We start from the raw sequence: 13,601 nt of genomic DNA on the forward strand, positions 1-13,601 counted from the left end.
TTCTTTTCACACAATCTTTTCTTTCGTTTTCTCAGTGATTGTGTCCGCAGCCGTGACCTTCATGGGAACCGCAGGAATGGCCGCCTTCGTGGCTGTGATGGCTGCACACGAAATCCGGATCGTAATTTAAGGTTCCAGCCAGATAGGAATTTACCTGAGCGTCCGCATCGCCGCATGCGCCGGAATACAACTGGATTCTGGCTTCAGCAAGGGCGTTTCTGGCGCCTCCGCCGATTCCTCCGCAAATCAGGACATCCACACCCTGCTCCTTTAAAAATCCTGCCAGAGCTCCATGACCGTTTCCATTGGTGCCGATAACCTGGGCGCTCTGAATTTTCCCGTCTTCTACCTGATACACTTTAAACTGCTCTGTTTTTCCGAAATGCTGGAATATCTGACCGTTTTCATAAGTTACTGCTACCTTCATTGCTCTTTCTTCCTTTCTGTCTTCTTTTTTTACTACGAAGTTCCCGCCGCAGATGGAAAGCCTTCCCCCTTCTGTCAGAAACCGGGCTGTCTTCCTCCTGGCTTCTCCATACAGAGTCTGAATGGTGCCTCTTCCCACATCCATTGTAAAGGCGCACTCCTCCTGGGTCATCCCCATATAGTCAATCAGACGAAGGGTTTCAAATTCTTCCACTGTCATCTCAATTCTGCATTCCTTCTTCTGTTCCGTATCAGAATAGAATTCACTGCAGGCAGGAAGACGCTGTACTCTTTTCTCCTTACTGGGACGCGGCATCGGGATCCTCCTTTAATTATTATCATATGCTAATTATTACTGTACTCCTGTTATTATCATATGTCAATAACATTCTGCTATTTTTTAAGAATTTTCGCACAGATACAGCACACAATCCCAAGACCTGAAAACAGCAGGATTCCGCTGCTCTGAACCATCAATACATTGGCCGCCTGACGCAGGCCGTTCATTACCTGAGGTTCCCCGGGCAGATACCAGATAATCTTTCTGGCGGCAAAGGTAAGCAGAAAATAGAATACGAAAGACGGCAGTCCTCTGGTTGTAACCTGCACTTTTTTGCCTGCACCCTGTTTCTTCGTTTTCTTTCCTCTTAATATTCCCACTGCGGCGCCGATTCCATAGACAATCAGCAGTACCGACAGAAGCAGGAAGACGGCCAGAGCCATATTCTGCTGGGTAAGTATCTGGGAAATCTGACCCAGATGATTCTTCTGCTGCCAGAACTCTTTTAATAAACTCCAGACAACGAGCACCATACAGGCAAAGCTAATCAGACGCAGAAGAAGACCTGAACGCAGGATCTGGCTGCCGGAAAGTTTATCCGTCAGGAAATCCAGAGAAATATTCCCGCTTCTTTTTGTTTTTTTCTGAGAAATTTTTTTCGGGCTCTTTTTCTCATAAACCGTCTCTTTTCTTATGCTGTTTTTGCTGTTTTTCCTCTGAACAGGCCTGGACTCTTCCAAAGTCTCTTCTTCCTGATAAATATCCTGATAGCTGTCTTTCTGCATCATCTCATCCAGATTTTTTTCCAGATTCTTTTCCAGTTCTTCCTGCGTCCTGAATTCTTCAGAAGGACTTTCCGTTATTACCGGAAGCGGATGTCCGCAGTAGCAGCAGAATTTTCCCTCTACTTTCTTTCCGCAATTTGGACAATACATGAATTATCCCTTCCTTTCTTTCCGCCTACCAAAAAACACTTCCTTTTTCCGGCGGATTTTTGCATATTCATTGTAACATAAGATGCTCTGAAAACAAAACAGTTCACAGATTCTTTAGAATTGTCTAGGCAAAAACAGTTTTTCTGGTTTTCCTCCACAGACAGACGGATACAACAGCCGCCAGAATCTCCGCCACGGGAAAGGCCGCCCAGACGCCGTTAATTCCCCAGACAGCGGGAAGAAGTATTGCCAGAGGTACAATTACAAGGAACTGGCGAAGAAGGGAAATAATCAGAGAATACCCTCCCTTTCCCAGAGCTTCAAAAGTTCCTGAATAAGTCAGGCTGAACGCCGAGAAGACAAATCCCGTTCCGATAATCCGAAGAGCCATGGAACCCATCTTCATCATCTCTTCCTGCGCGCCGAACAACTGCATAATCAGTTCCGGAAATCCTACAAACAAAACGGTTCCTGCTGCCATGATAACTCCAATCATTTTTACACAGATACGGACTACTTTCCGAAGGCGTGCTCCGTATCCGGCCCCGTAATTATACGCGGCAATGGGCCGAAGTCCCTGAATCATTCCGTTCGCCGGCATGTATACAAAACTCTGCATTTTATAATACAGTCCCAGAACGGCCACCGCTGTCTCCGAATAAGACAGAATTCCGTTTAAAATTCCCACAAGAGCGGAGGGCAGAGCCACTAAAATTCCGGAAGGAATCCCCACCTGGTAAATATCTCCGATGGTCTTTCCATTAAAACGAAAACCTTTCCAGGAAGGTTTTATGGCATTTTTACTTCCATACAAAAACAGAATCGACAGCAGGCAGGCTGCCATCTGACCGATAATTGTGGCAATTGCGGCTCCTCTTACGCCAAATTTGGGTACCCCGAACATGCCGAAGATGAAAACCGGGTCCAGAATAATATTTACAATGGCTCCCACCATCTGCATAATCATGGGAATCACCATCTGTCCTACTGACTGAAAGATTTTCTCTGCTGCAATGTGAATATGGCTGCCAAAGGTAAAGCAGATGACAATCCGGGAATAGGAAACCGCCATATCCAGAGTTGCAGAATCTTTCGTAAACAGGCTTAAAAAGGGTCTGGACAGAAAAAGTCCGATAAAGACAAACAGCAGTCCCTGCAGCCCGGCTAAAAGAAATCCGTGGTTCACCGCCTCCTGGGCTTTTTTCTGCTGTTTTGCCCCCAGACGGCGGGCAATACAGGAATTCAGCCCGACTCCCATCCCCACAGAAAATGCCAGGGACAGATTCTGAAGGGGAAAGACCAGGGAAACAGCCGCTAACGCCTGCTCGCTGAGCCTGGCCACAAAAATACTGTCTACAATGTTATATAAAGACTGAATCAGCATGGATACCATGGGAGGCAGCGCCATCGACACTAAAAGAGGGAACAGAGGCTTTGTTCCCATACGATTTTCTGTTGCTTCCATTTCTCTTTTTCCTTTCTGTTATAATAAACTTTGCGCGCCAGATGCAGACTGCCGCAGGCAGTCATAATTCCACATGCATCTGGTCGCATCCACAGCGGCTCTTTTTTTATGTAATAGGAAATCCGACGGAATTTCCTATTACATAAAAAAAGAGCCGCTGTCAGAATGGTTCCTTTCAGTGGCTCTTGTTTATTTTCTTCTTTTATTTCAAAAATCCGCTTACAATCTGCTCTTCCGCTTCCTCTTCTGTCAGCCCCAGCGTCATCAGCTTTGTAATCTGCTCTCCCGCAATTTTTCCAATTGCCGCCTCATGAATCAAAGCCGCCTCTGTGCTGTTGGCTGTCAGCTCCGGAACTGCGCTGATCTTTGCCTCATCCATAATAATGGCGTCACATTCCGTGTGACCGTTACACTTGGTATTTCCAATAATATGGGAGACAAAAAGCTGATAGGAAGAATCTCTTGCCACAGAGCGGGAAACCACGTTTGCCCCTGAATCTTCACCGTCCAAAGATACGTTAAAATGGCTCTCTGCCTTCTGTTTTCCATGGGTCATAAGACGCTCCATAACCACCAGCTTCGCGCCTTCTTTTAAATCTGCACTGGTTTTTCGAATCGTAGAGTCCACGCCTTTTATCTGGACCGTATCCATTTCCATAAAACTGTTCTCATCCATATGGACAATGGTTTCCGGATTCATGATTCTCTCTCCCAGTCCGTCTCCGCTGCCATAGTGTTTCTCCACGTATTTTACTTTCGCATTTTTCCCCACATAGAAACTGTGGATACCATCATGGCGGCTGGCCGCACTTCCTCCGTTATGGATGCCGCATCCGGCAATAATAGTTACGTCCGCGTCATCTCCGATATAAAAATCATTGTATACAACTTCTTCCAGTCCGGACTGGCTCATAATTACCGGAATGTGCACGCTTTCATGCTTCGTTCCCGGTTTAATATGCACTTCCAGTCCTTTCTCGTCTTTCCTGGTTACAATTTCAATATGATCTGTGGAATTTCTCTCCACACTTGCGCCATTGGCTCTTATATTATAGGCTCCTGTGGGGATCTCGTGAAGTCCTGCCACTGCCTCTAATAACTGCTGCTGAATCGCGTCCATCTCTTTTGCCTCCTTTAAATCGCTTTCATCTGTCTGCATGCAAAATCTGCCGCATTCGCCGTTCCCAGAAGAGACGGCAGGATTTCATCTTTGGTTCCCTGCTGTACCAGTTGTCCGTCAGCAATAACCAGGATTTCATCTGCAATATTTAAAATTCTCTCCTGGTGGGAAATAATTAAAATGGAACCATGAAGCTGATCGTGCATATTCTCAAATACGTGGATTAAATTCTGGAAACTCCACAAATCAATTCCCGCCTCCGGCTCATCAAAGACAGAGACCTGGGTTTTCCGGGCCATGATGGTGGCGATTTCAATTCGTTTAATCTCTCCTCCGGAAAGACTGGCATTTACTTCCCGGTTAATATAATCTTTCGCGCAGAGTCCCACTTCGGATAAATAACGGCAGGCGTCTTTGATCGTAATATTTTCCCCTGATGCCAGGCGGATCAGGTCAAAGACGGTCACACCTTTAAAGCGCACCGGCTGCTGGAACGCATAGCTGATTCCCAGCTTCGCCCTGTCAGTTACTGACATTTCCGTAATGTCCCTGCCATCCCAGAGTATCTGTCCGGCAGTGGGTTTCTCAATTCCTGCGATTAACTTGGCCAGGGTGGATTTTCCTCCTCCATTGGGGCCTGTGATTACTACGAATTTATTGTCATTTAATACAAAACTAATATCTTTTAAAATTTCTTTGTCCTGATTTTCCTTTGATTTTTCATCAGAAACCTGAAAAGAAACATTCCTAAGCTCCAGCATATCTTTACCTCCATCTTATGTTTCTGTCATGCATTACACTTAATCATAACATAAATTCTCTAAAATTCAAGTACGTGCTTTTCTCTTTTGGCATATCTGGACCATCAGAGCTGCCAGGCCTGTGGTCAGCATGCAGATAAGCAGGGGTTTCATCCAGTGATAAGCCCCTTTCTCTGAAATATTCAAAAGTTCTGCCAGAAACTGTACCAGTTTCCCCACTGCCGGATGCCACAGGTAGAGATGCAAAGAATACCTGCATCCCACATAGCCCAGTCTCTTTTTCAATGGGGTCTGGCCTTCAGCCCCAGCGGCCAGGAAAAAGAAAGCAAAGGCCGCCAGAATGTTCCCTGTAAATAATTCCTTCTGTCCCCACCAGAACCGTTCAAAAACAGCCAGCAATGTTCCTGCTGTCCCTGCCGTCAGATAAAAGGTTCCTGGCAGCATCGTCTTCAGCTGTATTTGGTATCGGCGTATCCAGTGCCCCATGGCGAAAAAGGGAAGACCGGTCAGAAGAAAATTTCTGACCTGGTACCTTTTCAGCGCAAATCCGGAAAAAGAAGAAAATTCTTCCAGATACAGATGTAAAAACAAAAGAAGAGGAATGAGAAAATATGCCGCCCTTTCTTTTTTCCATTTCTCCGCCATATACCAGAGAAGGTAACAGTAAAGCAGCGCCGGCAGAAACCAGAGATGGCTTTTCACCGGGGAAAAGTTATAAAGAAGGAAATTGGATACCGCTTTCATGGAAAAACATGTTTCCCAGTAATCCATTGCCCCTCCTCCCTGAATTTTCCAGAAACTCTCCCAGAGAAAGTAAAAGCTGTAGGCCACCAGCATCAGCTTCAGGATATGAGCTGCCTTTCCCGGAATTTTTGATACGTTCGGTTCCGAGTCTTTCGGGCAGCAGAAATAGCCGGACACCAAAAAAAACACCGGAACTGCCGTACGTGCTGCAGCATCAGCCGCTTCTCCAAACCATCCGGGGAAGGAAAAATGAATGAAAATGACGAAATATGCGGCCACTGCCTTTAAAGAATCAATGGAAGAATTTCTCATCTGCTCCCTCTTTTCTGAAAATGAAATCCAAGTTTTTCTTGTTCCTGTTTTCTCCTTCCTGTATACTAGAGGTAATTATGGAATCAATGAACACAAAAGGAGACTTATAATTATGACAAAACAGGAATTTCAACAGCTCTCTCAGACTCTGCTGCTTCTGGACGGCGCCACCGGCTCCAATCTGATGGCCGCCGGAATGCCCAAAGGTGTCTGCACGGAAACCTGGATTCTGGAACATCCGGATATTTTCCGCAATCTGCAAAAAGAGTATGCGCAGGCCGGCAGCCAGGTTGTATACGCCCCTACTTTCGGCGCCAATCCCATCAGTCTCGCCCAGCATCATCTGGAAGATCAGACGGAGGAGTTAAACCGTCGTCTGGTTCAGCTTTCCAGAGACGCCGTACAGGGAAAAGCCTATATCGCCGGAGACATCACCACCACAGGGAAACTGATGGAACCCCTTGGAGAGATGTCTTATGAAGAGGCCTTTGACTCCTACTGCAGACAGATTCAAGTTCTTTCTGAATGCGGAGTTGATTTTCTCGCTGCTGAGACTATGATCAGCCTGGATGAAACTCTGGCTGCCTTAGACGCCGCCCAGTCGGTCTGCCAGCTTCCTGTCCTGTGTTCTCTTACGGTAGAAGCTGACGGAAGCCTGTTTACCGGAGGAAATGTAATTGACGCCTGCGCCGCTCTGGAGGCTGCCGGAGCCAGCGCTGTAGGAATTAACTGCTCCGTAGGTCCGGATCAGCTTGTTTCCGTAGTAAAAAATATCCGTGAATCCGTATCCATCCCAGTGGTTGCAAAACCCAATGCCGGAATGCCCGAAATCACGGATAAGGGGGAAGCCCTTTATAAAATGACCCCCGAAGAATTCGCGGGTCATATGAAGGTTCTGGTTGAACAGGGCGCCTCCATTGTGGGCGGCTGCTGCGGAACAACCCCCGAACATATCCGCTGTTTATCCCGGATTCTGAACTAAGAAGACTTCTGTCCGGTGACCTGAATCGCCTCTGCAGGACACATTTCCTGGCAGCAGAAACAACGGATACATTTTTTATAATTATAAACCGGCGGTTTCTTTCTTCCATTTTGAAAGGCCACCGCTTTTTCCGGTACGGGACAGCTCTCTACGCAGATCCCGCACCGGATACATTTCTCAGTCACAATATAGGGTTTCTTCTGGAATCGATTGAGAACTTTCGCCATTTTATCCCAGAGATTGCTGCGGACAGGCGTCCTGTCTACCCGGAATCCGGGATTCCCATAGGTTTTCACCGCTGTCTCCATGGAGATTTCCCCTTCTTCTGACAACAGTTGTATCTCTTCCTCTTTCCAGGTTCCCAGCTTCATCTTCTCCCCATGGTAATTGGTAGGGACCAGTCTGGGATCCAGATGTATCAGTCTGCAGAATACACTGTCCAGAGCTACCGGATCTTCTGAGAGAAGAAGAACTCCCATGACAACAGGATCGCCGGATCCGGGACCGTTTCCCTCCATGGCCGTAATTCCATCCATGATGTAAAGCCGGGGCTTCACCATCTGATTTAAGTCCACCAGCATTCTGGCGAAACTGTCCGCACTGGGATAGCGGGTATGACCCTGGGCTTTATAAAAACCATAGATAAATCCATAGCTGTTCTTTACCGCTCCGGTAATCCGCTCCAGAGCGTGGGTTTTCATCTTGGAAAGACTGACCAGCGCATCTGCCTCAGTCACTTCTTTTGCCATCATAAATTCCCGGGCCTGTTTTCCCTGCGGATAGGAAACCCGGACTCCCTCCTGGAAATTGGCAATCCGGACTCCATAGGGCTTTAGCTGCTCATCCATCTTCGATGCAGCCATAATTTTCTCTGTATTTCCCGTCCCGCTGGAATCTCCCGCCGTTAAATTCTCACAGCCGGATTCTCTCAGTAAACGTGCAAAAGCCCCCACAACTGCCGGATGCGTTATGACGGCTTTCTCTGTTTCAGATTTTTTCAATAAGTTGGGCTTTAATAGAATTTTCTCATCTTTGCGAAAATACCGGGAGATTCCCCCCAGTATTTCCATTCCTGTTTTCAGTTTCTGATATACCTGCTCCTGCTCGTACGTGGGACAGGAAAGCAGTACTACTTTACTTTTCATGATTTACCAGTCGCACATGCCTTTCTGATTTCTTTTCGGATAGGAAGGATATAAGCGGGAACCACCGATAACCCGTCCACTCCCATCTGAATAAATGTTTCTGTCATTGTGGGATCGGCTGCCAGTTCCCCGCAGATATAGATTTCCTTACCTTCCCCGTGAACCGCGTCAATGGCCATCTGAATCATCCGCATCAGCGCCGGATGGCGGTCGTTATAAAATTTCTTTATATGGGGATTCTGGCGATCCATAGCCAGGGTATACTGGGTCAGATCATTGGTTCCCAGACTTAAAAAGTCTGCCTCTTTGGCCAACTCCCGGCTGATCATAGCGGCCGCCGGTGTTTCAATCATATATCCGTTGGGAATGTCTTTATAGGGGATGTCTTTCTTTTTCAGTCCTTCTTTGACTTCCTCTACAATATTCTGTATCTCCCGCACTTCTTCCATGGAAGTAATCATGGGATATAAAACTGCCAGATTCCCATAGGCGCTGGCCCGGTAGATTGCCCGAAGCTGAGCTTTAAACATCCTTCTCCGATCCAGACAGAGGCGGATTCCCCGGTTTCCCATAACCGGGTTTGCCTCTTCGGGAATCTCCATGTAGTCGGCCTGCAAGTCCGCGCCCAAATCCACGGTGCGGATTACCACCTGTTTCTCCCCCATGGTTTCCGCTATTTTTTTATAGGCGCGGAACAACTCTCCCTCCCGGGGATAATTCTCCCGCCCCATATACTGAAATTCACTTCTTAAGAGTCCGATTCCTTCCGCCCCGTAATAGAGAACGCTTTCCATATCTTCCAGACTTCCGATATTGGCAAACAACCGGATGTGTTTCCCATCGCTGGTTATATCCTGGGCATCCCTGAGCTTTAGGAGAAGCTCTCTCTCTTCCTGGTCTTCTTTCTGCTGCTTTTCATAATCCCGGCAGGTTTTTTCGTCCGGATCCAGAATCAGAGTCCCCCTGTATCCGTCCACAATGGCTGTCTTCCCATTCCATTCTTCCTGCACCTGTACGTTGACAATACTGGGAATGTTCATGGTTTTCGCCAGAATAGACGTATGAGATACGGCTGAACCGTTTTCGGTCACAAAGGCCAGTACTTTTTCTTTTCCCAGCTCCATCATCTCCACAGGGGTAAGCTGCTGCGCAGCCAGAATCACCGGCTCTTCTCCCAGCAGCTTTTCCTTCTCAATTCCATCCAGAATAATAATCAGACGATCCGCCAGCTCCTGGATATTTACCATCCGTTCTCTCACATACTCGTCTTCCAGCATAGAAAAGGTGGCGGCCAGCTCATCTCTGGTAGTCGCTACTGCGTAAGTGGCATTTACTTTTTCTGTGCAAATCAGACTTTCAATTGCTTTGGCGAAACTGCTGTGTTCCAGCAGATTCATATGTTTTTTAAATATCAGCGCCTGCTGCTTTCCCATATCCCTGCAGGTTTTCTCATAAAGTTCCTGAAGTTCTTTCATAGCTTCTTTTCTTGCTCTTGCAAAACGTTCCAGTTCCCTGCGGCTGCTGGATACGGTATAATGACGAATCTGGTATTCATTTTTATGGTAATTCTGTATGGTACCAATGGCAATACCCGGAAAAGCAGCAATTCCCTGAAATACTTCCATTTTTTTCACCTCTTCGCCCTTTTATTTTTCTTAATCACAGGCAGCTTTAAATTCTGTCCAGTTCTTATTATACTGCATATCTGCTTCTTCGCCAATATTTTTTACAATTTCCCCTTTAGTTACAGAATCCGGAACTACCAGGTCTTCGTTTACAAATTCATCTGCTGCCTGGTTGGTGCTGTAATATCCGATATTATTAAAGCATTCTGCTGCTACTTCCGGCTCCAGAATATAATTTACAAACTGATATGCTGCATCTTTGGACGGTGCGTCAGATGGGATAAACATATTCATAATTCCGAATCCCAGTCCTTCTTCCGGATAAACCACTTTCAAATCCGGATTTTCCTGAAGAGCCATGGTCACCTGAGAAGTATACAGGAAGGCTACGCTTGCCTCACCGTTTAAAAGAGCATTCTGTGTATTGTCATCCTGAATCATACGGATATTCGGCGCTAATTCCAGAAGTTTCTCTCCTGTGGCTTTAATATCATCCAGGTTTTCATCATTTAAGCTTCTGCCTTCTGACAGGTTCACAATTCCGTTAATTACACGGTAGTTTGCAGTAATGGCAATGCTGTCTTTCAGAGACGGATCCCACAGATCATTGTAGCCTTTAATCTCAATATCCACCTGCTCAGGATCATAGACAATCAGAGGAATACCTGCTCCGTAAGGTACCGTATACTCATCGTTTTCATCATAAAACTGTCCCTGATACAGAGGATTGATATTTTCAAAGTTGCTTAATTTTTCTTTGTCTAACTTTTCAGCAAGCCCTTCCTGAATGACAGACTCTAAAATATAGTCGTCTGCAATAATCACATCATAATCTCCGCCTTCTGCCTGAGCCAGTTTCTCCAGCATGGTTTCATTGGTATCGAAGTTGGAGTAAATGATTTCAATTCCTGTCTCTTCTTCAAAGTTGTCCAGAACTTCCTGGGGGAACATAGCTTCCCAGGTATACAGAACCAGTTCTCCTTTCTTTTCGTCTGAACTTCCTCCACAGCCGGAGAGTACCACAGACGCCGCTAAAACTCCTGTTAATAAGCCAGCTACTACTTTTTTCATATTTGTTGTCTTCCTTTCTTATTCTTTTTACTTAGACCGGCAGCAATCTTCCACAAGATAATTACCAGAATGGTCACTGCCAGCATTAAAGTACATAAAGCATTAATTTCCGGTGTAACCCCTGTCTTCAGCTGAGTATAAACCTTTAACGGCAGGGTCGATGTTCTGGGGCCGCTTACAAATACGCTGATTACCACGTCGTCCATGGACATGGCAAACGCCAGAAGCGAACCGGATAATACAGCCGGTGTTATCATCGGCAAAGTGACATCAAAAAATGCTCGCACAGGGGTCGCCCCCAAATCCAGAGCAGCCTCTTCCAGTGCCTTATCCATCCCCACCAGTCTCGCTTTTACCTGCATTAAAATATAGGGGACGCAGAATACCGTATGAGCCACAAGCAGCGTCAGCATTCCAAAAGGCATTCCCAAAAGAGAGAAAAAGGCTAAAAATACCATTCCCAGAATAATTTCCGGAATCATTAACGGCAAAATGGAAACATATTCAATAATTCCCTTTGACTTCCATTTCAGTTTAGCCAGACCCACAGCTCCCAGAGTTCCCAGAACCGCTGACAGAAAACAGCTTAAAACGCCCAGCAGCAGGCTGTTTCCCAGAGCTTCCATCAGGGCCTGGTTGGAAAACAGTTTTTCATACCACTGGAGAGAGAAGCCTTTCCAGCTTACAGTCAGCCGGGAATCGTTAAAGGAGTAAAGCACCACCATGGCAATGGGAAAGTACATGAAAAACAAAATGATTCCCAGATAGATATTTGCGATTTTGGAGTTCCTTTTCAATATAATCCCTCCAGTTCTTTTACATTTGTAATCTTACGGTACAGCCAGATCATAATCGTTGTCAGAATCGTCAGCACCACTGCCAGAGCCGCTGCAAAGGGCCAGTTGCTTCCCCGGTTCATCTGATCCTGAATCAGACTTCCCACTAATACAATCTTATTTCCTCCTAAAATATCTGCGATGAAAAACAGACCCATAGAAGGAATAAAGGTTAATATAATTCCTGAGAGCAGACCCGGCAGGGTCAGCTTCAGGGTGACTGTACGAAACGCCTGAAAAGACGTGGCGCCCAGATCCCGGGACGCTTCTATTAATGACCAGTCCAGTTTCTCAGCGCTGGAATAAACGGAGAGGATCATAAAGGGCAGCAGGGCATAAACCATCCCCACCACAATGGCCGGGTAACTGTACAGAATTTTCAAAGGTTCACTGATAATTCCCAGTTTTAAAAGCAGACCATTTAAAACGCCTTTGGTCTGGAGAATGATAATCCATCCATAGAGACGAATCAGAGAATTCACCCAGAAGGGAAGCATGATAAACAGCATTACCCTCTTTTTCCATTTGGCTGACAGTTTGGCCATAAAATAGCCGAAGGGATATCCCAGCAGACTGATAATTACCGTGCTGGTAATTGCCAGCTGAAAGGACTGTATAAAAGTCTGTAAATATACGGGATCCGTGATTCTTGTATAATTTTCCAGGGTAAATTTCCAGGTAACTCCGTATCCTTCGTTATTGGTTGCAAAACTTAAGGCCACCATGTAAACCAGCGGACCCACTAAAAATACAACAATAAACAAAAGCAGCGGCAGCATTGGAAAAAGCCCTTGATTTTTCTTACTTTTCATAGGACTCCTTTCTGTCCACTAAAACTGCGTTCTCGGCATTCCACCGAAAACAGATTTTCTGTCCCACCTGTACGTCAGCATCAATTCCATAGCGGCTGGAAATCAGCTGCTTTTTGTCCTCCAGCTCCAGGATCATCCGAAGCAGGCCGCCGGCAAATGTTTTCTCTGCTACCACAGCTTCCAGACCGCAGCCGCAGCCCGGATCCAGCGCCACATTTTCGCTTCTTACTGCAAAGGTGACTTTTTCTCCCGGTTTGGGAGGCTCTCCCTGGAAAATGGCCAGGGCCTTGCCGCCGCAGGTATTTAATAGTACCTGATTGCCGGTTACACTTTCCACCACTGCGTTTAATACGTTGGCATTTCCCACAAACCCGGCCACATAGCTGGTTCTGGGATAATTATAGACTTCGTCGGGCGTTCCGATTTGTTCAAAAAGTCCGTTATTCATAACCACAATCCGATCGGACATATTGATTGCCTCTTCCTGGTCATGGGTAATATAGATAAAAGTAATTCCCAGTTTTTTCTGCAGCCGTTTCAGTTCTGCCTGCATGGTTCTGCGAAGCTGCAGATCCAGTGCGCCCAGAGGTTCATCCAGCAGCAGCACTTTTGGGTTATTGACCAGCGCCCGGGCAATGGCTACCCTCTGTCTCTGTCCTCCCGACAGTTCTGCAGGTTTCCTTTTTTCAAATCCGGATAGCTGTACCAGTTCCAGCATCTGTTCCACCCGCACTTTGATTTCATCTTTTGGAACCTTTTTTAATTTCAGGCCATAACCAATATTATCTGCCACATTCATATAGGGAAACAGGGCATAACTCTGGAATACCGTATTGACGTCTCTTAAATGGGGAGGAAGATTGGTTACATCTTTTCCCTCCAGGATAACACGTCCCTCATCCGGTGTTTCCAGTCCTGCAATGATTCTGAGAGTGGTTGTTTTTCCACAGCCGGAAGAACCTAAAAAGGTAATAAACTCTCCCTTTTCTATGGATAAATTAATTCCTTCCAGAACGTCTACCTGATCAAACTTTTTTTTCACATTTTCTAACTTCAGCAGTATTTCTCCCATTCTTTCCTCCTGTCT

The 13,601-nt window shown here is 46.2% G+C and carries 13 protein-coding genes; 1 reads left to right on the forward strand and 12 read right to left on the reverse strand.

Annotated features, from left to right (window positions below; genetic code table 11):
* Window positions 1-31: 31 nt before the first annotated feature.
* From B5F53_RS11150 to B5F53_RS11175, 6 genes are all read right to left on the reverse strand, one after another.
* Entirely contained in the window at window positions 32-742 is a 711-nt protein-coding gene (locus B5F53_RS11150) for a NifB/NifX family molybdenum-iron cluster-binding protein (protein WP_087223397.1), read from the reverse strand.
* A gap of 77 nt (window positions 743-819) precedes the next feature.
* Complete coding sequence (locus B5F53_RS11155) at window positions 820-1,641, reverse strand: hypothetical protein (protein WP_087223399.1); 822 nt, start codon at window positions 1,639-1,641, stop codon at window positions 820-822.
* A 124-nt stretch (window positions 1,642-1,765) separates the two neighbouring features.
* Complete coding sequence (locus tag B5F53_RS11160) at window positions 1,766-3,106, reverse strand: MATE family efflux transporter (RefSeq protein WP_087223401.1); 1,341 nt, start codon at window positions 3,104-3,106, stop codon at window positions 1,766-1,768.
* 202 nt (window positions 3,107-3,308) lie between these two features.
* Window positions 3,309-4,226: a SufB/SufD family protein gene (locus B5F53_RS11165; protein ID WP_087223633.1), complete on the reverse strand. Its 918-nt coding sequence runs from the start codon at window positions 4,224-4,226 to the stop codon at window positions 3,309-3,311.
* Window positions 4,227-4,240: 14 nt separating this feature from the next.
* On the reverse strand, window positions 4,241-4,987 hold the full coding sequence (locus B5F53_RS11170; protein ID WP_087223403.1) for an ABC transporter ATP-binding protein: 747 nt from the start codon (window positions 4,985-4,987) through the stop codon (window positions 4,241-4,243).
* A 66-nt stretch (window positions 4,988-5,053) separates the two neighbouring features.
* Entirely contained in the window at window positions 5,054-6,043 is a 990-nt protein-coding gene (locus B5F53_RS11175) for an acyltransferase family protein (protein WP_087223405.1), read from the reverse strand.
* A gap of 112 nt (window positions 6,044-6,155) precedes the next feature.
* Between B5F53_RS11175 and B5F53_RS11180 the strand changes: the two genes are divergently transcribed.
* Window positions 6,156-7,025: a homocysteine S-methyltransferase family protein gene (locus B5F53_RS11180; RefSeq protein WP_087223635.1), complete on the forward strand. Its 870-nt coding sequence runs from the start codon at window positions 6,156-6,158 to the stop codon at window positions 7,023-7,025.
* On the opposite strand, the gene B5F53_RS11185 is transcribed toward B5F53_RS11180, so the two are convergent.
* From B5F53_RS11185 to B5F53_RS11210, 6 genes are read right to left on the reverse strand one after another with little or no spacing between them, the layout of a single operon-like run.
* Window positions 7,022-8,170, reverse strand: coding sequence for a DUF362 domain-containing protein (locus B5F53_RS11185; protein WP_087223407.1), 1,149 nt, complete (start codon window positions 8,168-8,170; stop codon window positions 7,022-7,024). The genes B5F53_RS11180 and B5F53_RS11185 overlap by 4 nt on opposite strands.
* Window positions 8,167-9,795 carry a phosphoenolpyruvate--protein phosphotransferase gene (gene ptsP / locus B5F53_RS11190; protein WP_087223409.1) on the reverse strand — a complete coding sequence of 543 codons (1,629 nt, stop codon included), beginning with the start codon at window positions 9,793-9,795 and terminating at the stop codon, window positions 8,167-8,169. Before ptsP ends, B5F53_RS11185 begins: the two co-directional genes overlap by 4 nt.
* A gap of 30 nt (window positions 9,796-9,825) precedes the next feature.
* Window positions 9,826-10,866: a polyamine ABC transporter substrate-binding protein gene (locus tag B5F53_RS11195; protein WP_087223411.1), complete on the reverse strand. Its 1,041-nt coding sequence runs from the start codon at window positions 10,864-10,866 to the stop codon at window positions 9,826-9,828.
* A complete protein-coding gene (locus B5F53_RS11200) occupies window positions 10,863-11,663 on the reverse strand; it encodes an ABC transporter permease (RefSeq protein ID WP_087223413.1) in 801 nt (266 codons plus the stop codon). Before B5F53_RS11200 ends, B5F53_RS11195 begins: the two co-directional genes overlap by 4 nt.
* On the reverse strand, window positions 11,660-12,514 hold the full coding sequence (locus tag B5F53_RS11205; RefSeq protein ID WP_087223415.1) for an ABC transporter permease: 855 nt from the start codon (window positions 12,512-12,514) through the stop codon (window positions 11,660-11,662). The genes B5F53_RS11200 and B5F53_RS11205 overlap by 4 nt, the downstream gene beginning before the upstream one ends.
* A complete protein-coding gene (locus B5F53_RS11210) occupies window positions 12,504-13,586 on the reverse strand; it encodes an ABC transporter ATP-binding protein (protein ID WP_087223417.1) in 1,083 nt (360 codons plus the stop codon). The genes B5F53_RS11205 and B5F53_RS11210 overlap by 11 nt, the downstream gene beginning before the upstream one ends.
* Between the last annotated feature and the right edge of the window lie 15 nt (window positions 13,587-13,601).

This window comes from Blautia sp. An249, from assembly GCF_002159835.1.
GTDB lineage: Bacteria > Bacillota > Clostridia > Lachnospirales > Lachnospiraceae > Blautia_A > Blautia_A avistercoris.